The sequence below is a fragment of the Dyella sp. genome (genome assembly GCF_051962475.1).
In the GTDB taxonomy this organism is placed as follows: Bacteria; Pseudomonadota; Gammaproteobacteria; order Xanthomonadales; family Rhodanobacteraceae; genus Dyella_A.
Map to the genome: position 1 here is coordinate 141,775 of NZ_JBQCCF010000069.1, position 22,858 is coordinate 164,632.

The 22,858-nt window shown below is 68.1% G+C and carries 19 protein-coding genes; 8 read left to right on the forward strand and 11 right to left on the reverse strand.

Translation table 11 applies throughout. From position 1 onward, the window contains the following. Complete coding sequence (locus ACTHJF_RS15870; RefSeq protein ID WP_440267961.1) at positions 1-1,428, reverse strand: MATE family efflux transporter; 1,428 nt, start codon at positions 1,426-1,428, stop codon at positions 1-3. A gap of 110 nt (positions 1,429-1,538) precedes the next feature. Between ACTHJF_RS15870 and ACTHJF_RS15875 the strand changes: the two genes are divergently transcribed. The 3 genes from ACTHJF_RS15875 to tal all read left to right on the forward strand — a co-directional run bounded on the left by ACTHJF_RS15875 (position 1,539) and on the right by tal (position 6,344). Next, positions 1,539-2,717: a DUF3667 domain-containing protein gene (locus ACTHJF_RS15875; protein WP_440267962.1), complete on the forward strand. Its 1,179-nt coding sequence runs from the start codon at positions 1,539-1,541 to the stop codon at positions 2,715-2,717. 437 nt (positions 2,718-3,154) lie between these two features. After that, positions 3,155-5,323 carry a primosomal protein N' gene (locus tag ACTHJF_RS15880; RefSeq protein WP_440267963.1) on the forward strand — a complete coding sequence of 723 codons (2,169 nt, stop codon included), beginning with the start codon at positions 3,155-3,157 and terminating at the stop codon, positions 5,321-5,323. A 67-nt stretch (positions 5,324-5,390) separates the two neighbouring features. Then, on the forward strand, positions 5,391-6,344 hold the full coding sequence (tal, locus tag ACTHJF_RS15885; protein ID WP_440267964.1) for a transaldolase: 954 nt from the start codon (positions 5,391-5,393) through the stop codon (positions 6,342-6,344). A 78-nt stretch (positions 6,345-6,422) separates the two neighbouring features. Here the strand turns inward: tal and rpoH are convergent, their stop codons facing one another. From rpoH to ACTHJF_RS15915, 6 genes are all read right to left on the reverse strand, one after another. Beyond that, the gene (gene rpoH / locus ACTHJF_RS15890; protein WP_440267965.1) at positions 6,423-7,286 is read right to left on the reverse strand and encodes an RNA polymerase sigma factor RpoH; all 864 of its coding nucleotides are present in this window, start codon (positions 7,284-7,286) and stop codon (positions 6,423-6,425) included. A 201-nt stretch (positions 7,287-7,487) separates the two neighbouring features. Continuing rightward, the gene (ung, locus tag ACTHJF_RS15895; RefSeq protein ID WP_440267966.1) at positions 7,488-8,192 is read right to left on the reverse strand and encodes a uracil-DNA glycosylase; all 705 of its coding nucleotides are present in this window, start codon (positions 8,190-8,192) and stop codon (positions 7,488-7,490) included. Further along, entirely contained in the window at positions 8,189-9,040 is an 852-nt protein-coding gene (locus ACTHJF_RS15900) for a response regulator (RefSeq protein WP_440267967.1), read from the reverse strand. Before ACTHJF_RS15900 ends, ung begins: the two co-directional genes overlap by 4 nt. Positions 9,041-9,196: 156 nt before the next feature. Continuing rightward, entirely contained in the window at positions 9,197-10,183 is a 987-nt protein-coding gene (gene ftsX, locus ACTHJF_RS15905) for a permease-like cell division protein FtsX (protein WP_440267968.1), read from the reverse strand. Beyond that, complete coding sequence (locus ACTHJF_RS15910; protein WP_440254395.1) at positions 10,180-10,857, reverse strand: cell division ATP-binding protein FtsE; 678 nt, start codon at positions 10,855-10,857, stop codon at positions 10,180-10,182. The genes ftsX and ACTHJF_RS15910 overlap by 4 nt, the downstream gene beginning before the upstream one ends. A 103-nt stretch (positions 10,858-10,960) precedes the next feature. After that, positions 10,961-12,703, reverse strand: a complete 1,743-nt coding sequence (locus ACTHJF_RS15915) for a DEAD/DEAH box helicase (protein WP_440267969.1) — start codon at positions 12,701-12,703, stop codon at positions 10,961-10,963. 436 nt (positions 12,704-13,139) lie between these two features. On the opposite strand from ACTHJF_RS15915, the gene trxA reads away from it, so the two are divergent. The 3 genes from trxA (at position 13,140) to ACTHJF_RS15930 (ending at position 17,030) form a co-directional block, all read left to right on the forward strand. Next, positions 13,140-13,466, forward strand: coding sequence for a thioredoxin TrxA (gene trxA / locus ACTHJF_RS15920; RefSeq protein WP_404629885.1), 327 nt, complete (start codon positions 13,140-13,142; stop codon positions 13,464-13,466). 150 nt (positions 13,467-13,616) lie between these two features. After that, a complete protein-coding gene (gene rho, locus ACTHJF_RS15925) occupies positions 13,617-15,437 on the forward strand; it encodes a transcription termination factor Rho (protein ID WP_440267970.1) in 1,821 nt (606 codons plus the stop codon). Positions 15,438-15,662: 225 nt separating this feature from the next. After that, positions 15,663-17,030, forward strand: a complete 1,368-nt coding sequence (locus tag ACTHJF_RS15930; RefSeq protein WP_440267971.1) for a glutamate--cysteine ligase — start codon at positions 15,663-15,665, stop codon at positions 17,028-17,030. A 156-nt stretch (positions 17,031-17,186) separates the two neighbouring features. On the opposite strand, the gene dcp is transcribed toward ACTHJF_RS15930, so the two are convergent. From dcp to bioD, 3 genes are all read right to left on the reverse strand, one after another. Continuing rightward, a complete protein-coding gene (gene dcp, locus ACTHJF_RS15935) occupies positions 17,187-19,397 on the reverse strand; it encodes a peptidyl-dipeptidase Dcp (protein WP_440267972.1) in 2,211 nt (736 codons plus the stop codon). A gap of 110 nt (positions 19,398-19,507) precedes the next feature. Then, positions 19,508-19,861 carry a hypothetical protein gene (locus ACTHJF_RS15940; RefSeq protein ID WP_440267973.1) on the reverse strand — a complete coding sequence of 118 codons (354 nt, stop codon included), beginning with the start codon at positions 19,859-19,861 and terminating at the stop codon, positions 19,508-19,510. Between the two features lie 80 nt (positions 19,862-19,941). Further along, positions 19,942-20,619, reverse strand: a complete 678-nt coding sequence (gene bioD, locus ACTHJF_RS15945; RefSeq protein ID WP_440267974.1) for a dethiobiotin synthase — start codon at positions 20,617-20,619, stop codon at positions 19,942-19,944. 97 nt (positions 20,620-20,716) lie between these two features. Between bioD and ACTHJF_RS15950 the strand changes: the two genes are divergently transcribed. After that, positions 20,717-21,211, forward strand: coding sequence for a GAF domain-containing protein (locus ACTHJF_RS15950; RefSeq protein WP_440267975.1), 495 nt, complete (start codon positions 20,717-20,719; stop codon positions 21,209-21,211). A gap of 47 nt (positions 21,212-21,258) precedes the next feature. Here ACTHJF_RS15950 and yihA read toward each other — a convergent pair whose 3' ends face one another. Then, on the reverse strand, positions 21,259-21,900 hold the full coding sequence (gene yihA / locus ACTHJF_RS15955) for a ribosome biogenesis GTP-binding protein YihA/YsxC (RefSeq protein WP_440267976.1): 642 nt from the start codon (positions 21,898-21,900) through the stop codon (positions 21,259-21,261). A 112-nt stretch (positions 21,901-22,012) separates the two neighbouring features. Between yihA and ACTHJF_RS15960 the strand changes: the two genes are divergently transcribed. Next, positions 22,013-22,795 carry a c-type cytochrome gene (locus tag ACTHJF_RS15960; protein ID WP_440260689.1) on the forward strand — a complete coding sequence of 261 codons (783 nt, stop codon included), beginning with the start codon at positions 22,013-22,015 and terminating at the stop codon, positions 22,793-22,795. The last annotated feature ends 63 nt before the right edge of the window (positions 22,796-22,858 follow it).

The window sequence follows — 22,858 nt, forward strand, 5'->3', positions numbered from 1 at the left end:
TTAAGGATCGATCGGCAGCGTACCGGCTTGCACCGGCGCGGTCATGTGTGGGTCGTCAGGCTGCGTCGTCTTGACCCAGCGCTGGCGCCAGGCGCTGCGCCAGAAGCGGGTGAACAACATCACCGCCGACACGCTCAGGCCGGCGATCAGGCCCATCCACATGCCGCGCGCGCCCAGTCCCTGATGGAACGCCAGCCACCACCCGGTCGGCATGCCGACCACCCAGTAGGCGAACAAGGTGATCGCCATCGGCACGCGGGTGTCCTTCAGGCCGCGCAGTGCGCCGTTGGAGGCGACCTGGATGCCGTCGGAAAACTGGAACACCCCGGCCAGCAGCAGGAGCTGCGCGGCCAGATCCACCACCTTCGCCTCATTGGTATACAGCCCGGCGATCCAGTGCGGGGCGCCGAACATTACGGCCGCCGACACCAGCTGGGTGACCAGGCTCAGCCCGATGCCGCAGAACCCCGCATAGCGCACGCCGCGCGCGTCGCCGCGGCCGACCGCGTTGCCCACCCGCACGGTGATCGCCATCGCCAGCCCCAGCGGGATCATGAAGAACAGCGACGCCACGTTGAGCGCGACCTGATGACTGGCCACTACCTCGTCGCCGAGCCGACTGATGCCCAAGGCGACCGCGACGAACAGGCCGGCCTCGGCCAGGAGGCTCACCGCCATCGGCACGCCGACATGCAGCAGTTCGCCGATGCGGCGCCAGTCGGGACCTTCGAAATGGTCGAGCAGCCCGAGCCCACGATAGTTGCGATGGCGCAGCACATAGATCGCGAATGCGATCAGCTCCAGCCACAGCACCAGCGCCGTGGCCATGCCGCAACCGCGCGCGCCCTGCGGCGGCAGGCCGAGCTTGCCGTACATGAACACGTAGCCCAGCGGCACCAGCAGGACCAGGCCGCCCAGGCTGAAGAACATCGACGGCCGGGTCAGCGACAGGCCTTCGGACAAGCCGCGCAGGGTGAAGTAGCAGGTGAGCGCCGGGGCGCCCCAGCTGATCGCGCCAAGAAAGGCGGCCACGTCCTCGCGCAGGTCCGGCGCCACCCCGATCCACGCAAACATGGGGCTGGCATGGCGCGCGGCGAACCAAAGCACCGTGCCGGCGATCAGCGCCAGCCACAGCGCCTGGCGGAACACCGGGCCGATCGCGTGGCGCCGGCCGGCGCCATCGAGCTGCGCCACCGAGGGTGGCACCGCCATCATCAGGCCGATGCCGCTGACGATCGCCAGCGACCACACGTTCGCCCCCACCGCGACCGCGCCGAGCACGTGGGTGCTGTAGTGGCCCGACAGCAGCGCATCGATCACGTTGGAACCGATCGCCGCCAGCTGGGCGGCCACCAGCGGCAGGGCGAGGCGCACCGTGGCGGTCAGTTCGTGGGCGACCCTGGCGCGATCGGGGCGAAAGGTGTTCATGGCAGAAACAGTCGACAGGGCCGCGCATTCTAGCCGAGGCACACGGCGCGGCTGATCGTTTCGCGCGCTTGTGACACCATCGGCCGCTTCCAGGGGCAAGGGGCCGATCCATGAACGAGCTGGACCACGTCAGCCAGGTGCGCTGCGCCAACTGCGGCACGCCGATGCAGGGCGAGTTCTGTCACCACTGCGGGCAGTCGATCCACAGCGTGCTCAAGCCGGTGCACCACATGGTGGAGGACACGCTGGACATGGTGCTGCACGTGGACGGACGCATCCTGCACACGCTGCCGCCGCTGCTGCTCAAGCCTGGCTTCCTCACGCTGGAATACTTCGCCGGCCGGCGGGTGCGCTACATCGCGCCGTTCCGCCTGATGTTCGTGCTGTGCCTGCTGGCCTTCGCGGTGTGCCACTTCGCAATGGAAGGGGGCGAGGACCTGCCGCGCCATGCCGTGGTGCTGTCGACGCCGTTCGAACACGCCGACTCGCCGGACAGCGTGCAACGCGCCCTGGATAACGAGCTGGCAAAGGTGGAGGCTGCGCGCAAGGCCGCTGGCGCCAATGCGGTGGGCATCGCCGCTGCCGCTGCCAGCGAGGCGCGTCTGCGAACCGAAGCGGCAAACCGGTTGGCCGAGCTGAGGAAAGAGCAGCACCCGGCCGGTGACGACAAGGCCAGGGAGGCTGACAGCGGTGACCACACCGATGCCAATGCCAGCAATCCGTTCAACACCGCCTGGGATTCCAAGGCCTACCCCGTGCACCTGCGCTGGCTGCCGGCGTTCGCCAATCGCCGTCTGACCCAGTCGCTGGAACACATGCACGCAAATGTCGATGCGCTGTCCTCTGGCGGCGAAGCCGGGGCGTTGGCCAAGGAGCGCATGACCGCGCAGCTGTTCGCCTCGCTGCCGCAGGTGCTGTTCCTGATGCTGCCGCTGTTCGCCCTGCTGCTGAAGCTGTTCTACGTGTTCAAGCGACGGCTCTACGTGGAGCACATGATCGTCGCCCTGCACAGCCACGCCTTTCTGTTCCTGGCGCTGCTGCTGGGCGTGGGCCTGGTGCTGTTGGAGGGGTGGCTGGCCGGGTTCGCCGGATGGGCCACGCGTCCGGTGCGTCTGCTGGAATGGGCGCTGGTGATCTGGGCGCCGACCTACCTGCTGCTGATGCAGAAGCGCATCTACCGGCAGGGCTGGCCGATGACCATCCTGAAATATCTTGCGGTGGGCTGGTGTTACGTCTGGCTGCTGGTTTGGGCACTGGTGCTGGGCGCCGTGCTGACGCTTTCGCACTGAGAACTGGATCACACAATTCCCGCCTACGGGCGGGGTCCGCGTCAATCGGCGCAAGGGTTTTGCACAGCGTCACGAGAGTGTCAACCCAGTCACACGTGCTGTTGCAGCCAGGTGAAGCCCACCTGACCGACAATCGCAAGTCATTGATAAACAGACATAATTTATCATGGCTAAAACTTGCCCATCCCGTCGGGAAAGGCGTCACGACGGGGCTGAGGCGCCCCCTTCCCCCCCGCATCCACAGAGTTATCCACAGCGACTGTGGATAAGCGCAAAAAGGGCCGGGGAGGCGCCACTTACCCCCTTTTTCTAGAGTCCGGCGCAGCAAGAAAGTGCAAAGGCTCGCGGCGCCGCGGGAGCGACGGGAAGATGCGGCGGAGCGACCCCGGCAGGACGTGGCGTGTAGCCCGTTACACTGGTCTGCCCATGAGGTAACCATGCCCACCGTCGTCCGCGTCGCCCTGCCGGTGCCCCTACCCACCCTGTTCGACTACCTGCCGCCCGCCGAGGGCCGCTGGCAGGCGGGCAGTCGCGTGCGAGTGCCGTTCGGACGCGGCAGCAAGGTGGGGATCGTGGTCGACCCGGCCGCCAGCGCGAGTGTGGCCGGTGACCGGCTCAAAGCGGTCACCGAGGTACTCGACCCGGCCCCGTTGCTGGATACCGAGTTGATGCAGACGCTGGCCTGGGCCGCCGACTACTGGCTCGCGGCTCCGGGCGAGGCCTACGCCAATGCGTTGCCGCTGGCCTTGCGCGAGCCGCGGCCGTGGCCGGATACCCGTGACGAGTACTGGCAACTCACCGCCGCCGGTCGCAGCGCGCTGGATGCCGGCAGCCGCCGCGGCGCCAGCCAGCAATTGCTGCAGTTGTTGGCGCCGGGCCCGCAGCGCGCCGACGTGCTGGGCGAGCAACTGCCGTCGTGGCGTGCCGCCGCCCGCCGCCTCGCCCCCGCTGGCCTGATCGAGCGCCATACCGCCGCGGCCGTCACCACGCCCGCGGGTGCGCCGTTGCCGCTTAGTGACGAGCAGCAACAAGCCGTGGCCGCAATTGCGGCCGAACGCCACCGGTTCCAACCGTTTCTGCTGGACGGCGTAACGGGCAGCGGCAAGACCGAGGTGTACCTGGCGCTGATCGAGCAGGCGCTGGCCGAGGGACGGCAAAGCCTGCTGCTGGTGCCGGAGATCGGCCTGGCACCGCAGACCCTGCGCCGGCTGCGCGAGCGCCTGGGCGTGGCGGTGGAAGTGCTGCACTCCAGCCTGGCCGAGGGGGAGCGCGCACGCGCCTGGCTGCGCGCGCGCAGCGGAGAGGCAAAGGTGATCCTGGGCACCCGCTCGGCGGTGTTCACGCCGCTGCCGCAGGCCGGATTGATCGTGGTCGATGAGGAGCACGACGCGGCCTACAAGCAGCAGGAAGGCTTCCGCTACCAAGCCCGCGACCTCGCCCTGGTTCGCGCCCGCGCGCTGGGCGTGCCGATCGTGCTGGGCAGCGCCACGCCGTCGCTGGAGTCGCTGGCAAACGTGGCGGCCGGGCGTTACCGCCCGCTGACCCTGCGCGCGCGCCCGGCGGCCGTCCATCCGCCGCAGGTGCAGATCGTCGACGTACGTTCGCAGCACCTGGATCACGGCCTGTCGCCTGCGCTGCAGGCGGCGGCGCGCGAGACAGTGGCGCGCGGCGAGCAGGTGCTGGTGTTCCGCAACCGTCGCGGCTACGCGCCGGTGCTGCTGTGTCACGCCTGCGGCTGGCATGCCGATTGTCCGCGCTGCGAGCGCCCCCTCACCCTGCACGCGGGGCAGCGCCAGCTGCGCTGTCATCACTGCGACTACCGCAGCAAGGTGCCGGCGGCCTGTCCGGCCTGCGGCGCCGGTGCGCTGTGGCCGCAGGGCCAGGGCACAGAACGGCTGGAGGAAGCGCTCACCGCGCTGTTTCCCGACGTGCCAGTGCTGCGCATCGATCGCGAGACGACCCGCCGCCGCGACGCGTTCGAGCACCTGATCGACGGCCTGCGCGCGGATGGACCCGCGATCCTGGTCGGCACCCAGATGCTGGCCAAGGGCCACGACCTGCCCAATCTCACCCTGGTCGCCATCGTGGGGGTGGACGAGGGCCTGCACAGCATCGACTTCCGCGCCGCCGAGCGGCTGGCGCAGCTGGTGGTGCAGGTGGCCGGTCGCGCCGGACGCGCGGCCAAGCCCGGGCGGGTGCTGTTGCAGACTCATCATCCTGACCATCCACTGTTGCACACCCTGCTCGCCAAGGGCTATGGCGCGGCGGCCGTCAGCCTGCTGGCCGAGCGCGAGCAGGCGGCGCTGCCGCCCTACAGCCACCAGATCCTGCTGCGCGCCGATGCGCACGAACGCATCGCCGTGGACGCCTTCCTTGCGGCCGCTGCCGCTGCGCTGCCGGACGATCACGCGCTGCAACTGGCCGGGCCGATGGCCGCGCCGATGGCGCTGCGCGCGGGGCGCCATCGCGGCCAGTTGCTGATTGAGGCCGCCAGCCGCGCCCAGCTGCATGCCGTGGCGCGGCCGTGGCAGCGTGCTCTGAGCAAGCTGCCCGCCGCGCGGCGTGTGCGGTGGTCACTCGACGTGGATCCGATCGATCTCTACTAAAGCGCTGCGCTCACGGGATCGCTACCCCCGCCTCGTATACTTGGCGGCTGACGTTCAGGAGGTCCCGATGGCATCGCAGCTCGAACAACTTCGCCAGTACACCACCGTGGTCGCCGATACCGGCGACATCGAAGCGATCGCCCGCTACAAGCCGGTCGATGCCACCACCAATCCGTCGCTGCTGCTGAAGGCCGCCGGGATCACCGGCTACGCGCCGCTGCTGGACGAGGCGGTGAGGTGGGCGAAATCCCGCAGCCAGAGCCACGCGCAGCAGATCACCGATGCGGGTGACCATCTCGCCGTCGCGGTCGGCCGTAAGATCCTCGACCTGGTGCCCGGGCGCGTGTCCACCGAGGTCGATGCGCGGCTTTCGTTCGACACCGACGCCACCATCGCCAAGGCCGAGCGCCTGATCGGGCTGTACGAGGACGCCGGCGTGAAGCGCGACCGCATCCTGATCAAGATCGCCTCCACCTGGGCCGGCATCCGCGCCGCCGAGCAGCTGGAGCGACGCGACATCCAGTGCAATCTCACGCTGCTGTTCTCGTTCGAGCAGGCGGTGGCCTGTGCCGAGGCAGGCGTCTACCTGATTTCGCCGTTCGTCGGCCGCATCATGGACTGGTACGTGGCCAACACCGACGCCAAGTCGTTCGAGCCCGAGCAGGATCCGGGCGTGCAATCGGTGCGGCGCATCTACGACTGGTACAAGCGCCACGGCTTCGAGACGGTGGTGATGGGCGCAAGCTTCCGCAATGCGGGGCAGATCCGTGCGCTGGCCGGCTGCGACCGCCTCACGATCAGCCCGGACCTGCTGGAAAAACTCGATGCCAGCAGCGACCCGCTGCCGCGCGCGCTGGAAGACGCCGGCGCCCGCGCGCCGCGTCCGGAACCGATCAGCGAGCCGGCCTTCCGTTGGGGTCACAACGAGGACGCGATGGCCACCGACAAGCTGGCCGACGGCATCCGCAAGTTCGCCGCCGACCAGCTGAAGCTGGAAAAGCTGCTGGCCGCCAAGCTTTAACGATATCCATCTAGCCGCAAGCACCAACGAAAACGGCCCCTCGCGGGGCCGTCTTGCGTTGCGCGTTGTGGCCGGCGATCACGCCGCGGCGGCGAACAACCCGCGCATCTTCTTCATCGCGTTGGCCTCGACCTGGCGGATGCGCTCGGCGGATACACCGTACTCGTCGGCCAGATCCTGCAGCGTGGCCTTGTCGTCGTTGAGCCAGCGACGCTGGATGATGTCGCGCGAGCGGTCGTCCAGCTTCTGCAGTGCGGCCGAAAGCGTTTCCAGCTGGTTGTCGCTCTGGTCGGCGTCGGACACCGAGTCGTACGGATCGGCACCGTCGTCCACCAGGAACGCGGCCGGCGCCGGCTTGGCGTCCTCGTCGGCGTCGGTGGGCGCCTCGAAGCCTACATCTCGGCCGGACAGGCGCGACTCCATCTCGCGAACGGTCGCTTCCGGCACGCCCAGATCCTTCGCCACCGTGCGCACTTCCTCGGAGTTCATCCAGCCCAAGCGCTTCTTGCTCTTGCGCAGGTTGAAGAAAAGCTTGCGCTGCGCCTTGGTGGTGGCGACCTTCACGATGCGCCAGTTCTTGAGGATGAACTCGTGCATCTCGGCGCGGATCCAGTGCACGGCAAAACTAACCAAGCGCACGCCCTGATCCGGATCGAAGCGCTTCACCGCCTTCATCAGGCCGATGTTGCCTTCCTGGATCAGGTCGCCGAGCTGCAGGCCGTAGCCGGAGTAGCCGCGGGCCACGTGGACCACGAAGCGCAGGTGCGACATCACCAGCTTCTTGGCCGACGACAGATCGTTGTCTTCGAGGTAGCGGCGCGACAGCGCCTGCTCTTCTTCCTGGCTGAGCACCGGAATGCGGTGCACCGCCGAGATATAGGCATCCAGACTACCAACGAGGCTGGGTACCGGAATGTTGGCGGTGACCAAGGCCTGGGACATGGGCGGAACCTCCTGAATGGGGAGCAGCTTAGCACTCGGGTACTTGGAGTGCTAAAGCCGACACAAAGTTCCGGCGCGGCAAAGAAGGTCGCCGCGTCGACTTATTGAACCAAATGGTACAGAAAAGCCAACAGGAAGTCCAGTCGGATGGGAAAGACTCACCATTCTCCGCAGCGGACATTCACCCGCCGTGAAGCCGCTTCACCCCGCCAGCGCCGCGCGCGGCGGCAGCGACCAGTCGATCGGCGCCTGCCCTTCCCGCTGCAGCCAAGCGTTGGCGGCGGAGAAGTGCCCGCAACCGATGAAGCCACGGTGGGCGGATAGCGGGGAGGGATGTACCGCGGTGAGCACATGGTGGCGCCGGATGTCGATCAGTCGGCCCTTGCGCTGGGCGTAGCTGCCCCAGAGCAGGAACACGATGCCCTCTCGCTCGCGGTTGAGCGCCTCGATCGCCGCATCGGTGAAGCCCTCCCAGCCCTTGCCCTGATGCGAGCCGGCCTGCCCGCGCTCCACGGTCAGCACCGCGTTGAGCAGCAGCACGCCGCGATCGGCCCAAGGCGTGAGGCAGCCGTGGTCGGGCCGGGGAATCCCCAGGTCGCGGGTGATTTCCTTGAAGATATTGTCCAGCGAGGGCGGCACCGGCACGCCCGGGCGCACCGAAAAGCACAAGCCATGCGCCTGGCCCGGCCCGTGATACGGGTCCTGGCCGAGGATCACCACGCGCACCGCCTCAAATGGGGTGTGATCGAAGGCGGCGAAGATCTCCGGCCCCGGCGGGTAGGTTTCCTTGCCTGCTCGCTTCTCTGTGCGCAGGAAGTCGGCCAGGGCGCGCATCTCCGGGCGCTCGAGATAGTCGCCGATGCGAGCCTTCCAGCCCGGCTCCAGTCGAACGCGCTCGCCGCTCATGCCGGCGGTGTCTGCTTGAGCGAGCGCAGGTGCTGCGACACGCGCAGCTGGAACAGCAGCTTGGTGATCAGCAGGTGCTCTTCCACCGGCTTCTCGACCAGGTCGTTGGCACCCGCCTTGAGCAGGGCCGCCTGGTTGGCCGGGTTTTCGTCGCCGGTCATCACCAGCACCGGCAGCCGCCCCTTGCTGTAGCCGAATTCGGTACGGATGCGTTCGAGCAGATCACCGCCGGTCAGCTCGCCCTTCAGGCTGACGTCGGTGAGCACCACGTCGGCGCCGACCCAGCCGAGTTCGCGGTCCGCCTCCAGCAGGGCCAGGGCATCCTCCACGCTCACCACGTGGCGCACGGTGAGGCCGATCTTTTCCATCATGCGGCGGGTCGCCAGCGCCACCACCCGGCTGTCCTCGACGTAGAGCACCGTGCCGGAGGCGGTTTCCTGCGGGCTGACGTAGCCGCGAATGAACGCGCCCAGCGCCGGAAAGCCCAGCGACTTGTCGAAATAGTCGGTGACGTGCTCGCCCAGCGTGCGCCGGTGCAGGCGATCGTCCACGTCGCCGGACACCACCACGATCGGCACGTAGGCCTGGGGCGCGGACTCGCGCACGTAGCGCGCCAGCTCCAGCCCATCCATGTCGGGCAGGCGCAGCGCCACGGTGATGAAATCGAACGCACCGGCCTGCAGCTCGCGCTGCGCCTCTTCGCCGGTCGCGCAGCCCACCACCTCGGCCGCCGGCAGGTCGCTGGCCAGCACACGCGTGATCAACTGACGCACCACCTTGGAGCCATCGACCACGAGCACGCGCGGCGACTCATCCACGCTGCGGCCGCTGATGCTGCCGCCGCTCATCGTTTCACTTCCCACATGGCGGCTGCCGCCAAGGTCCGCACGTCGATCACTTCCTCTCCCACCCCGATTCCAGGCATTCCGCCGGAATCGTCGATCTTGCAACGTCGCATGCCACCGTGCCTGCGATCACCATCACCAATGCATGGATGCGGCGCATCAGACTGTCGCCCGCCGCAGCTGCCATGCACTTACCAGCCGCGCGCCCAGCCAGCCGAGCACCGCGGCCGCCAGCGGCGTAGCCAGCAACAGCCACAACGGCAAGGCGCCGAGTTCGAGCTGTCCGGCATAGGCCGCGTTGAGCTGCTCCACCGGCGCCACCAGCGACAGCTCGATCGCCACCGCCAGCAGCGAGGCCAGCACACCACCAAACAGGCCGTACCAGATACCCGCATAGAGATAGGGCCGGCGCACGAACGGACCGCTGGCGCCAATCAGCATCAGCACGCCGATCTCCTCGACCCGGCTGGCGATGTCCACCCGCACCGTGTTGCCGACCACCAGCAGGGCGGCCAGCGAAAGCAACAGCGCCAGCACCGCCACGATGCGGTTGCCCAGGCCGAGCAATGCGTCCAGCCGCTGCCGCCAGGTGCCACTGTCCTGCACCATGTCCACCCCGCGCAGATCGCGCAGCTGGGTGACCAGATCCTGCACGGCGGCAGCATTGAGCGCGTCCTTCGGCTGCACGTCGAGCACGTAGGGCAGCGGGTTGTCGTCCAGCGCATGCACCGCGCCGCTGAAGCCCTGCATCGTGGCCAGCTCGTCCATGCCCTGCTGCGGGGTCTTCACCGTCACCGCGGCCACGTCGGCGCGTTCGCGTAGGCTGGTCGCCATGAGCTGGGCCGCCGGCGCACTCTGGCCCGGCTGCAGGAACACGCTGATCGCCTGCCGCTGGCCCAGCGCATCGCCCATGCGCTGCACGTTGCCGAGCAGCAGGTAGAACGCCAGCGGCAGCGCCAGCGCCAGGCCGATCACGGCCACCGTCATCAAGGTGCCGAACGGGCGCGCCAGCAGGCGGCGCAGGCTGGCCGCCGCGCTCCAGCGATGGTGCTCGCTCCAGCTGGCGACGCGGCGCGATTCGCTGCGGCGGCTGCCGCGCTGGCCGGCGGCATCGTCGGCGACCGGTTGCTCGGGACGCGTGCTCACAGCACCTCCTGCGCGGCCACATCGGCCACCAGGCGGCCGTGATCGAGCACGATCACCCGCTTGCGCATGCGCTTGATCAGCGGCAGGTCGTGACTGGCCACCAGCACGGTGGTACCGACCTGCTGGAACTCGGCGAACAGGCCCATGATTTCCACCGCCAGCTGCGGGTCGAGGTTGCCGGTGGGTTCGTCGGCGATCAGCAGGCTCGGCCGCGCCACGATGGCGCGAGCGATGCCCACGCGCTGCTGCTCGCCGGTGGACAAGGTGTCCGGCAACTGCCGTTCGTAGGCAAGCAGACCGACCTTCTCCAGCGCCGCGCGCACGCGCTTGGCGCGTTCGGCCGGGGCCAACGCGCCGATCACCAGCGGCAGCTCGACGTTGGCGAACACGCTGCGGTCCATCAGCAGCCGATGATCCTGGAACACCATGCCGATGCGCCGGCGCAAACCGGGAATGCCGCGCCGACCGACCTTCGCCAGGTTGAGGTGATCTAGATGGATCTGCCCGTGCGAGGGTCGCTCAATCAGCGCCAGCAGCTTGAGCAGCGTGCTCTTGCCGGCCCCGGAATGGCCGGTGACGAAGGCCATCTCGCCATCGCCCACTTCGAACGACAGCTGCGAGATCGCCTCGTGGCCCCCGTCATAGCGCTTGCTTACCTGATCAAAGCGGATCACCGCGTTCCCCGACCTTGCCGTCCCAACCAGCGGCAAGGATACGGGATGCACGCAGCCAGGTGAGCCCCTGCGCCGCGCGCGGAGGCTCACCGTCGGCAAGCGCTCAGCGTCCGGTGAAAAGCCGCGTCAGGCGCCGGAAGAAGCCGGGCTTTTTCGGCACCGACGCCTCGGCCGGCACGCCCGACTGCACCGCTACCTGGCGCGACGGCCGGCCCGCAGCCGCCTCGTTGCCCGCACGGCGCTCGCGCGGGGGACGACGCTCGCCGCGCGGGGCATTGTTCTCGGCCGCCGGCCGGCTGGTCGCCGCGGCACCCGCTTCGGCCGAAGCCGCTTCGCCGTCGCGGCGGTTGCGGCCGCGACCGCCACGGCGGCGGCGCTTGCGTGGCGCGCCGCTGGCGTCGGTGGGAGTGCCGTCCGGCGCGGTGGCCGAATTCGACACGGCGGCCTCGACCACTGCAGCCACGGCCGCCTCGGCGACGGCGGCGCGTGGCGGGCGCGCCTCGGCCGAACGCGGCGGACGTGGACCACGCCCTTCGCGCTTGCCGTCGCCGCTGCGGCTGCGGCTGCCACGCGCACCCTTGTCGCCCTCGCGCGGCTCGACGCGGTCGCCGAAGGCGGCGCTGTCAGCCGCGGCATCGGCGGCGAACTGCGCATCGATCGCCTTGGGCTTGGGCATCACCAGCATCTCCGGATCGACCGAAGCGACCGGGATCTTCTGCCCGATATACGCCTCGATCTCCGGCAGGCTCATCGCGTAGAGGTCGCAGGCGAAGCTGATCGCGTCGCCCTCGGCGCCCAGTCGCGCGGTGCGGCCGATGCGGTGCACGTAGTCCTCGGCGTCCTGCGGCAGGTCGTAATTGAAGACGTGGCTGACCGCGGGAATATGCAGGCCGCGGGCGGCCACGTCGGTGCACACCAGCATGTCAAGCTGGCCTTCCTGGAACCGCTGCAGCAGCTTCTGGCGCTTCAGCTGCGGCACGTCGCCGGACAGCGCGCCCACGCGGTAGCCCTGGCGCTTGAGCCGGTCGGTGATGCGCTCGGCGGCGGCTTTGGTATTGACGAAGATGATGCTGCGCTCGGCCTGCGTGCGTTCGAGCAGATTCAGCAGCAACGGCATCTTTTCTTCCTTGGCCGGGAAGTAGACGACCTGGCGCACGCGGTCGGCGGTGACGTTGTCGGTCTCCACCACCAGCTTCTCGGCTTCGTGCATGTGCTCGTAGGCCAACTCCAGCACGCGGTGGCTCAGCGTCGCCGAGAACAGCAGCACCTGGCGCTGTTCGCGCGCCGGCAGGCGGCGGAAGATGAAGCGCACATCCTTGATGAAGCCGAGATCGAACATGCGGTCCGCCTCGTCGATCACCATCACCTCGACGCTGTTCAGGCCGAACACGTTCTGCTTGTAGTAGTCGAGCAGACGGCCGGGCGTGGCGATGATGATGTCGCAGCCGTCCTTGAGCTGCTGGCGCTGTTTGTCGTAGTCGACGCCGCCATAGATCAACGCGGTGCGCAGGCCGGTGTGGCGGCCGATCGACTGGGCATCCTTGTCGATCTGGATCGCCAGCTCGCGGGTCGGCGCGATCACCAGTGCGCGCGGGTCCGAGTCCTTGCGGTCGGCGGCCGCCGGCTGGGTCAGCAGGCGGTTCATCATGGCGACCAGGAAGGCGCAGGTCTTGCCCGTGCCGGTCTGCGCCTGGCCGGCGACATCGCGGCCGGCCAGCGCGATCGGCAGGGTCAGCTCCTGGATCGGTGTGCAACGGGTGAAGCCGGCATCGTCCAGACCCTGCTTGAGCAGCGGGTGCAGGTCGAAGTTGGCAAAGAAGGTATCGGTGAGAACGGTTTCGGACATGGGAGGCCAGTTTCGCTGCGGGCGGCGCAAGGCGGCTCGCCCGGTCCCGCCGCCGGGTGGCCTTGGGACAGGTGGGTGATGCGGCGCTAGGGAGTGGCGTGGGCGCCGCCCCGCCCCGAGGGCTTGGCGCGGCAGCCGACAGCCGTGACGGGCGCCGGGGTGGAACGGCCCGAACCGGCGGTTCCGCTGGCATAGGCAAGGCGGTTGGCAGGAACACCACTGCGCAGAAGCCTTGCCTATGTCAACGGAACCACTAGCTGGCCGGCCCCTTGAATCGCTTGAATCGCGCCCCGAGTTAGGCTGGAATGCACGGGCGCCGCAACGGCGATCGCGCTTCCCCAAGTCCGGTACGACCCGCGTTTCATGGGCACCGCAGTGTAGCCGATGCCGTCCGCGCGGTCGCCCCCATCCCACCGCCTACCCTCGGAGAACCCCGGTGAGCGACCTCATTACCCACGTAAGCGACGCGGCCTTCGAGCAGGAAGTGCTGAAGTCCGATACCCCCGTACTGCTCGACTTCTGGGCCGAATGGTGCGGCCCGTGCAAGGCCATCGCGCCTGTGCTGGACGAGCTGGCCAAGCAGTACGAGGGCAAGCTGCGCGTGGTCAAGATCAATATCGACCAGAACCAGCAGACCCCGCGCACCTACGGCGTACGTGGCATCCCGACGCTGATGATGTTCAAGAACGGCAAGGTCGAGGCGACCCAGATCGGTGCCGTCGGCAAGGGTCAGCTGACCCAGATGATCGACAAGGCGCTCTGACGCGCCCCGGCACCCGCTGCCGCGCTTTACGGCGCCGCGTGGCGGGTGCTAGATTCCTCCCCTGTTCGGAACAGTCCTGTTCCGCCGCGCGTTCTGCGCAACGTGTCCTTCCTCCCTCCTGTACCAACGGCGCCCCCACGAGGTTTGCCCGTGTCCGATATCGAAAGCAAAGAACCCAACGACGCATCGAGCGCCGAGTCCCGGCCTGCGGGCGAAACGCGCCAGCGCGCGCCACGCAAGTCCGCCGCCAAGGCGGACAAGCCTGCGGCGGTGGCTCCGGCCCCGAGCGAAGCGCCCCGCGCCGCGCCGGCACCCGAGCAGGGCAGCCTGCCGGTGGACCGCGGCAATGAGCGCGCGCCGGCCGAGCGCCCCACCCCGTCCACGGACGGCAACAGCCGTCCCGCCCCCGAAGCCCGCGAGGGCAATTCCTCCGGCGGCCAGACGGGCGGCGGCAGTCCGGCACCGCAGAATGGCAACCAGGGCGGTCAGGGCGGCCAGAACCAGGGGGTCCAGAATCAGGGCGGCCAGGGCGGCGGCAACGGCGAGCCCCGCCGCAACGATCGCAATGACCGCAACGATCGCGGTCGCCGCCGTCGGCACGAGCGTGGCCAGCGCGGCAACCAGGGCGGTGGTGGCGGCGGCCAGCGCAACCCGAACGGGCTGCCGATGGATGACGACGAGACCGGCGACGTCGGCAGCAACGACCGCCTGATCAACCTCACCGAACTCAAGCGCATGAAGGCGCCGCAGCTGCTCGCCTACGCCGAGTCGCTGGGTATCCAGGAAGGCGTGGCGCGCCAGCGCAAGCAGGACGTGATCTTCAACGTGCTAAAGGCGCACGCCCGCTCCGGCGGCGGCATCTGGGCCGAGGGCGTGCTGGAGATCCTGCAGGACGGTTTCGGCTTCCTGCGCTCGGCCGACGAGAGCTACCTGGCCGGCCCGGACGACATCTACGTCAGCCCCAGCCAGATCCGCCGGTTCAACCTGCGCACCGGCGACTACATCACCGGGCGCGTGCGCCACCCGAAGGAAGGCGAGCGCTACTTCGCCATGCTGCGCGTCGACGACATCAACGGCGATCCGCCGGAAGCGTCGAAGAACAAGATGCTGTTCGAGAACCTCACGCCGCTGTTTCCGCGCAAGGCGTTCAAGCTCGAGCGCGGCAACGGCTCGAGCGAGGACATCACCGGCCGCATCCTGGACCTGATCGCGCCGATCGGCCGCGGCCAGCGTGGTCTGATCGTCTCCCAGCCCAAGTCGGGCAAGACGATGATGCTGCAGAACATCGCCCAGGCGATCACCTACAACCACCCCGACGCGCACCTGATCATGCTGCTGATCGACGAGCGCCCGGAGGAAGTGACCGAGATCGCCCGCACCGTGCGCGCCGAGGTCATCAGCTCCACCTTCGACGAACCGGCGGTGCGCCACGTGCAGGTGGCCGAAATGGTGATCGAGCGGGCCAAGCGCCTGGTCGAGCACAAGAAGGACGTGGTGATCCTGCTCGATTCGATCACTCGCCTGGCCCGCGCTTACAACACTGTGGTGCCCAGCTCCGGCAAGGTGCTCACCGGCGGCGTCGACGCCAACGCGCTGCAGCGCCCGAAGCGCTTCTTCGGCGCCGCGCGCAACGTCGAGGAAGGTGGCAGCTTGACCATCATCGCCACCGCGCTGACCGATACCGGCAGCAAGATGGACGAAGTGATCTACGAGGAGTTCAAGGGCACCGGCAACATGGAAGTGCACCTGTCCCGCCGCATCTCCGAGAAGCGCGTCTATCCGGCCATCGACATCAACCGCTCCGGCACCCGCCGCGAGGACCTGCTGATCGACCCGGACCTGCTGGCCAAGATCTGGATCCTGCGCAAACTGCTGCACCCGATGGACGAGTTGGCCGCGATGGAGTTCATGCTGGACAAGATGAAGAGCACCAAGTCCAACGACGAGTTCTTCAACTCGATGAAGCGCTGATCCCGAGCGCCAAGGTGATACAGAAAGAGCCGGCCGCTGGCCGGCTTTTTCTTGGGCGTCGCTGCGATACCAGGCCGCACCTACTGCCCGCCACCGGCCGTGGCGGCGAGGCGTCGCGGCATGTGCGTCGCTTCTGAACTCTCGCGTACAATTATTTTTCGCGCACCCCTTGGGCCGCCGCGCGCCGTCCCCATAACCGCCGTTTCCACCGCAAAGGCTTGCACCGTGTCCATCCCCAGTGCCGTCAAGAGCACCCCGATCGCGGGTCGCCAGCAGCTCGTCGACTACCTTGCGGCCGGCGAGAAGCCGCGCGAGGCGTGGCGTATCGGCACCGAGCACGAGAAATTCGGCTTTCGCACCGACGATCTGCGCCCGCCGACCTATGAGGGCGAGCGCGGCATCCGCGTGTTGTTGGAACAGTTGGCCGCGCGCTACGGCTGGGAGATCGCCCGCGAGGGCGAGCTGCCGGTGGCGCTGGCGCGCGACAAGGCCTCGATCACGCTGGAGCCGGCCGGCCAGCTGGAGTTGTCCGGCGCGCCGCTGGCGACCATCCACGAGACCTGCCGCGAAGTGAATGCACACTTGGCCGAGGTGCGCTCGATAGCCGAAGGCCTGGGGCTGGGCTTCCTCGGCATGGGCTTCCAGCCGAAGTGGCGTCGCGACGAGATGCCGTGGATGCCCAAGGGCCGTTACAAAATCATGCGCGAGTACATGCCCAAGGTCGGCTCGCTCGGCCTGGACATGATGACTCGCACCTGCACCGTGCAGGTGAACCTGGATTTCTCTTCCGAAGCGGACATGGTGAAGAAGTTCCGCACCAGTCTGGCCCTGCAGCCGATCGCCACGGCGCTGTTCGCCGATTCGCCGTTCACCGACGGCCAACCCAACGGCTACCAGTCCTTCCGCTCCCAGGTGTGGACCGACACCGATGCCGACCGCACCGGCATGCTCGATTTCGTGTTCGCCGACAGCTTCGGCTACGAGCGCTACGTCGACTACATCCTCGACGTGCCGATGTACTTCAGCTACCAGGGCGGCAGGTACATCGACCTGGCCGGCCAGGACTTCAAGCGCTTCATGGCCGGCGAGCTGGCGGCCATTCCAGGCACGAAGGCCACCATGAAGGACTGGGCCGACCACCTCACCACCGCCTTCCCCGAAGTGCGGCTGAAGCAGTACCTGGAAATGCGCGGTGCCGACGGTGGCCCGTGGGGTCGCCTGTGCGCACTGCCGGCGCTGTGGGTCGGCCTGCTGTACGACGACGAAGCGCTGGATGCGGCGTGGGACCTGGTCAAGGATTTCTCCATGGCCGAGCGCCACGCGCTGCGCGACGGCGTGCCCAAGCACGCGCTGAAGCTGCCGTTCCGCGGCGGCACGGTGCGCGACCTGGCGCGCGAGGCGCTGAAGATCGCCACGCACGGCCTCAAGCGCCGCGCCTGCACCAACGACGGCGGCGCCGACGAGAGCATCTTCCTGCAGCCGCTGATCGAGATCGTCGAGGCGAACCTGACTCCGGCCGAACGCAAGCTCGAGCTGTTCCACAGCGCCTGGGGCGGCAGCGTCGATCCGGTGTTCCGCGAGTTCGCCTACTGACCGGTTGTCGTAGGAGCCCGCTCGCGGGCGATGCTTTCGCTCCTGATCCACATCGAAGCCAAGAGCATCGCTCGCGAGCGGACTCCTACAAGGGGCGGCATAGATAAGAAAAGGGCCGGCTTTCGCCGGCCTTTTTCGTTGATGCACACGCGGCGCCTATTTGCCCTTCGGCGCTTCCTTGAGGCCGCGGTCGATCAGCATCGGCTCGACGCTGGGCGCCTTGCCGCGCCAGGTTTCGTACATCTTCTCCAGGTCCTCGGTGTTGCCGCGCGAGAGCACCATGGCGCGGAAGCGGTCGCCGTTGGCACGGGTCAGGCCGCCGTGTTCCTTGAACCACTCGAAGCCGTCGTCGGCCAGCATCTCGGTCCACAGGTAGGCGTAGTAGCCGGCGGCATAGCCGTTGCCCCAGATGTGCTGGAAGTAGCTGGAGCGGTAGCGCGGCGGCACGTAGCTGAGGTCGATCTTGTCGTCCTTGAGCGTCTTGGCCTCGAACGCATCGGCATCCTGCTTGGGCGCGTCGGCACCCAGCGTGTGCCAGCCCATGTCCAGCAACGCCGCAGAGACCAGCTCGGTCATGTCATAGCCCTTGTTGAAGCTGGTCGCCTTCTTGAGCTTGTCCACCAGCGCCTGCGGCATCGCCTCGCCGGTTTTGTAGTTCTTCGCGTAGTGGGCGAACACCTTCGGATCGGTCGCCCAGTGTTCGTTGAACTGCGAGGGAAACTCGACGAAGTCACGCGCGGTAGCCGTGCCGGAGAGCGTCGGGTACTGCTCGTCGGCGAACATGCCGTGCAGGGCGTGGCCGAACTCGTGGAACATCGTGATCACGTCGTCGAAGGACAGCAACGCCGGCTGACCCGCCACCGGCTTGGTGAAGTTGGCGACGTTGTAGACCACCGGCTTGGTGCCCAGCAGCTTGGACTGACCGACGAAGTTGTCCATCCACGCGCCGCCACCCTTGTTGTCGCGCTTGAAGTAGTCGCAGTAGAACAGCGCCAGCGACTTGCCGTCCTTGTCGAACACCTCGAACACGCGCACATCCGGCTGGTACACCGGCAGGTCCTTGCGCTCCTTGAAGGTCAGCCCGTAGAGCTGGTTGGCGGCGTAGAACACGCCGTTCTGCAGCACGTTGTCCAGCTCGAAGTACGGCTTGATCTGGTTCTCGTCCAGGTCGTACTTGGCCTTGCGCACCTGTTCGGCGTAGTGCTGCCAGTCCCAGGCCGCGACCTTGAAGCCGCCCTTCTGGGCGTCGATCACGTCCTGGATGTCCTTCGCCTCGCGCGCGGCGCGGGCGGTGGCCGCAGGTACCAGGTCCTGCATGAATTTGATCGCCGCGGTCGGCGTCTTAGCCATCTGGTCTTCCAGCTTCCATGCCGCGTAGTTGGGGAAACCCAGCAGCTTGGCCTGCTCGGCACGAATCTGCGCGATGCGCTCGATGGTCGCGCGGGTGTCGTTGGCGTCGCCCTTCTCGGCGCGGTTCCACGATGCCTTGAACAACGCTTCGCGGGTGGCGCGGTCATCCAGCCCCTGCAGGGCCGGCTGCTGCGTGGTGTTCTGCAGGCTGACGACGTACTTGCCGTCGAGCTTGCGCTCCTTAGCCGCGGCCGCCGCGGCGGCAATGTTTCCGTCGGGGAGGCCGGCCAGCTTGGCCTTGTCGTCCACCACCAGCGCGCCGTCCTTGGTGGCGGCGAGCAGAGTGTTGGTGAACTTGGTGCTGAGGGTCGACTCCTCTTTGTTGAGGTCCTTCAGCTTGGCCTTGTCGGCGTCGGACAGCTTGGCGCCGTGGTGCACGAAGTCGCGATAGACCACCTCGACCAGGCGCAGCGACTCAGGATCGAGCTTGAGCGAGGCGCGCTGGTTGTAGACCGACTCGACCCGCGCAAACAGCTTGCTGTTGAGATAGATCGCATCTTCGTGCGCGGCGAGCTTCGGCGCCTCGTCCTCCTGCACCTTCTGCAGCGTGTCGTCGGTGTTGGCGCCGGTGACGCCGTTGAACACCGCCATCACCCGGTTGAGCAGTGCACCGGATTTCTCCATCGCCACGAAGGTGTTGTCGAAGGTGGCCGGCTCCGGGTTGTCGGCGATCTTCTCGATCTCCGCCAGGTGCTGGCGCATGCCCTCTTCGATCGCCGGCTGGTAATCGGCGTCGGTGATCTTGTCAAACGGCGGCGCCTGGAAATCCAGCGTGCTGGCCTGGGCGAACGGGTTGGCAGCATTGAAGGCGACACCCGCCACGCTACCGGCCGGAGCCGGGGCCGGCGCGCTGCTCGCCGGTGCTGCGGCTGACTTGGCAGCGTCGTCACTGGCCTGCTGCGAGCAGGCGGCCAGGGCGATCGAGGTGGCGATCACGAGAGTACGGAGTCGGAGCATGCGGGTTCCCTTGGAGGCGCGCCCGACCACCGGGCGCTTGGATACGGCAAGCCCGCGACTCTAACGATTCGAGGCCCCCGCTTCCAAGCCGCAGCGCGCCATCGACGCGCTCAGGCGGCGCGCATGTCGCGCAGGCTCCAGTGCTTGCCGATCAGCAGATTCAGCCGGTGGCGCACCACGCTCATCGGCAGCGACGTGACCAGGTCGACGTCCACGCGCTGCATGTCATCCACCGAGGCGCGCGCCTCGGCGGCCGCATCGGTGACGCCGAGCGCCGGGTCGACCTCGTCCGGTTCCTCCTGCAACGCGCGCCAGTGTTCGAACAGTTGCGGGCTGCGCATCGCCTCGGTGAGCGCGGCGGCGAAGTCGTTCGGGCCGGCGCCGTCGTAGCGCAGCGACGCGATCGGGCCACGCGCCTGCGCAAGGTCATCGATGCCGAGGTAGTAGTGGTTGCGTTGCGGCATGGGCCTCTCCGTGGGGAATATCAACGGCGCGGATCAGAGCATCGATGGCCGGCACGGCGCGTGAAGGTCAGCACGACGGCTCAACCCAGCGCCTCGACTGCGGCGCCGAGATGACGCGCGGCATGCTGCGGCGGCTCGCCGTGCGGCAGCACGCCCAAGCACTGGCCCGGCAGCAGCTCGCGCAAGGTGGTCAGATTTTCCTCCACGGCCGCCATCGCCGGGTCGATGCGATTGCCGATCCAGCCCAGCAGCCGGCAGCCGTCCGCCGCGATCGCGCGCGCGCTGAGCAGCGCGTGGTTGAGGCAGCCCAGCCGCAGGCCGACCACCAGGATCACCGGCAGCTCCCACGCCTGCGCCAGCGCCGGGGCCATCAATCCGGGGCCCAGCGGCACCAGCCAGCCGCCGACGCCCTCCACCACCACCGGCGCATGGCGCGCGCGCAGCCGCTCAAATGCCTCGGTGAGCAGCGGCAGCGTCACCGTCACGCCGCCGCGCGCAGCTGCCAGGTGAGGCGACAGCGGCGCGCGCAGGCTGACCGGGTTGATCGCCGCGTAGGCCACGCCGGCCGGGCCGGCGGCCTGCAGGGCCAGCGCATCCTCGTTGCGCAAGCCCTCGGGCGTCTCCTCGCAGCCGCTGGCCACCGGTTTCATGCCCACCGCATCGCGCCCTGCCGCGCGCAGCGCGTGCAGCAGCGCGCACGAGGCATGGGTCTTGCCGATGCCGGTATCGGTGCCGGCAATGAACACGGCCGGACGCATCAGCTGCGGTTCCCTGGAGAAAAGACGAACGATGGCATCGGAGGCTCCTTCGGACGGCGCGGCGCATAATAAGCACTTTGCCCCCGGACGCCCACGCATGTTCGAACTCTCCACCCACGCGCCGACCAGCAAGCGCGAGCATTACCTGGAACTACTTGAACAGGCACGCGGACTCATGGCCGGCGAGCCCGACCTGATCGCCAACGCCGCCAACTTCAGCGCGCTGCTGTTCCACAGCCTGCCGGACCTCAACTGGGCCGGCTTCTACTTCTACGACGGCACCGAGCTGGTGGTGGGCCCGTTCCAGGGCAAGCCGGCGTGTATCCGCATCGCGCTGGGTCGCGGCGTGTGCGGCACGGCGGCGCAGACGCGGCAGACCCAACTGGTGGTTGACGTGCACGCGTTCGACGGTCACATCGCCTGCGATGCCGCCTCCAACTCCGAGATCGTGGTGCCGCTGGTAAAGGCGGACGGAAGCCTGCTCGGCGTTTGGGACGTGGACAGCCCGCTCACCGGTCGCTTCGACGACGAGGACCGCGCCGGCATGGAGGCGCTGTGCGCCGTGTTCATGCGGACGGTCGAGGCCGCCTGATCACCCGCAACCGCGCAGCGGCATAGTGTCGCAAGGATTCTTGCGAATCAGCCAGCGCGCGGTTGCCGCAGCAGCTCGAGTACGCGTGCGCGCGCCTCGTCGACGCCGGTGGGCGCGCTGGAGGAAAACCCCTGCACGGTGGCTTGGCGCCCTTCGTTGACGAACTGCCGGCGCATCGCCGCCACTGTCTGCATCGCCTGGCTGCGCGAGAGCTTGTCGGCCTTGGTCAGCAGCAGATGGCACGGCAGTGCGGTGGCGAAGCAGAAGTCCAGCATCATCCGGTCGAATTCCTTCAGCGGATGACGGATGTCCGCGATCAGTACCACGCCGCGCAGGCTACGGCGCTGGTGCAGATAGGCGTCGATCTCGGTCTTCCAGTGCGCGCGCAGGTCCTCCGGGACCTTGGCGTAGCCGTAGCCGGGCAGGTCGATCAGGCGCGCATCGAACGGCGCCTCGCCCGCCACCGGCGGCAACGGGGGCAGCGAAAACGCCACCATCTGCTGGGTGCGCCCGGGCGTCTTGGAGGTGCGCGCCAGACCACGATGGCCGGTAAGCGCATTCAACGCACTGGACTTGCCGGCGTTGGAGCGGCCGGCAAACGCCACCTCCGCTCCCTGATCGGCGGGCAGCTGGCTGATGCGATGGGCAGCAAGCACGAACTGCGCGCCCTGGAGCGGATTGGAAGACATGGGAATGGTTTGACCGGTCAGGGTGGCACGGCGATAATTCTGCGGTTTCTGCCCAAGGCAAGCCGCGCGGCGGCTTCACGGCAGTATCTGCAGTCTTTCAGGAGACAAGTGTATGAGTTTTCGGCCCGCCGATTTTCGGCACGCTGTGCTTGGGGCGGCTGTCGCCCTCACCTTCGCGCTGTCCGCCGGCGCGGTGATGGCCCAGAACGCCAAGCCCGCCGCTGCTTCCAGCGCGGCGCCGGCAGCGGCCGGCAGCGCAGCAGCGCCTGCGGCAGCAGCGCCCGCCGAAGCGGCGACCGCCGCGGTCAAGCCCGGTGACGCCACCGCCGGCCAGGGCAAGGCCGCTGTGTGCGGCGCCTGCCACGGCATCGACGGTAACTCGGCCGACCCGCAGTATCCGAAGCTCGCCGGCCAGCACGAGTCGTACATCGCCCGCCAGCTGACCAACTTCAAGGCCGCCAAGCGGCAGAACCCAATCATGCTCGGCATGGCCTCCCCGCTGTCCGAGCAGGACATGCACGACATCGGCGCCTACTTCGCCACCAAGGTGTCGCGTCCGGGCGTCGCCGACGAGGCGCTGGTCGAGCACGGCCAGAAGCTCTACCGCGAGGGCGACGTGGAGCGCGGCATTCCGGCCTGCATGGCCTGTCACCTCACCGATGGCCGCGGCAATCCCGGTGCGATCTATCCGCAACTCGCCGGTCAGCACGCGCAATACGTGGAGGCCACGCTGAAGTCATGGCACGACGGCACGGTGTGGGGCGACGACGCCCACGCGCAGATCATGCCGGCGATCGCCAAGAAGCTCGACGCCAAGGACATCACCGCACTGGCCAGCTACATCGAGGGCCTGCACTCGGCCGACAGCGGCGACACCGCTACCGCGGCACCCTGATCGACCCACACGCCGACCTCCGGGTCGGCGTTGTCGTTTTACCCTGTGCGTCTGTATCTGACG

Bases quoted from the DNA above. Each gene is read 5' to 3' on its own strand.
- ACTHJF_RS15870 (WP_440267961.1), bottom strand. From the start codon at position 1,428: ATGAACACCTTTCGCCCCGATCGCGCCAGGGTCGCCCACGAACTGACC.
- ACTHJF_RS15875 (WP_440267962.1), top strand. From the start codon at position 1,539: ATGAACGAGCTGGACCACGTCAGCCAGGTGCGCTGCGCCAACTGCGGC.
- ACTHJF_RS15880 (WP_440267963.1), top strand. From the start codon at position 3,155: ATGCCCACCGTCGTCCGCGTCGCCCTGCCGGTGCCCCTACCCACCCTG.
- tal (WP_440267964.1), top strand. From the start codon at position 5,391: ATGGCATCGCAGCTCGAACAACTTCGCCAGTACACCACCGTGGTCGCC.
- rpoH (WP_440267965.1), bottom strand. From the start codon at position 7,286: ATGTCCCAGGCCTTGGTCACCGCCAACATTCCGGTACCCAGCCTCGTT.
- ung (WP_440267966.1), bottom strand. From the start codon at position 8,192: ATGAGCGGCGAGCGCGTTCGACTGGAGCCGGGCTGGAAGGCTCGCATC.
- ACTHJF_RS15900 (WP_440267967.1), bottom strand. From the start codon at position 9,040: ATGAGCGGCGGCAGCATCAGCGGCCGCAGCGTGGATGAGTCGCCGCGC.
- ACTHJF_RS15915 (WP_440267969.1), bottom strand. From the start codon at position 12,703: ATGTCCGAAACCGTTCTCACCGATACCTTCTTTGCCAACTTCGACCTG.
- dcp (WP_440267972.1), bottom strand. From the start codon at position 19,397: ATGCTCCGACTCCGTACTCTCGTGATCGCCACCTCGATCGCCCTGGCC.
- ACTHJF_RS15940 (WP_440267973.1), bottom strand. From the start codon at position 19,861: ATGCCGCAACGCAACCACTACTACCTCGGCATCGATGACCTTGCGCAG.
- bioD (WP_440267974.1), bottom strand. From the start codon at position 20,619: ATGCGTCCGGCCGTGTTCATTGCCGGCACCGATACCGGCATCGGCAAG.
- ACTHJF_RS15950 (WP_440267975.1), top strand. From the start codon at position 20,717: ATGTTCGAACTCTCCACCCACGCGCCGACCAGCAAGCGCGAGCATTAC.
- yihA (WP_440267976.1), bottom strand. From the start codon at position 21,900: ATGTCTTCCAATCCGCTCCAGGGCGCGCAGTTCGTGCTTGCTGCCCAT.
- ACTHJF_RS15960 (WP_440260689.1), top strand. From the start codon at position 22,013: ATGAGTTTTCGGCCCGCCGATTTTCGGCACGCTGTGCTTGGGGCGGCT.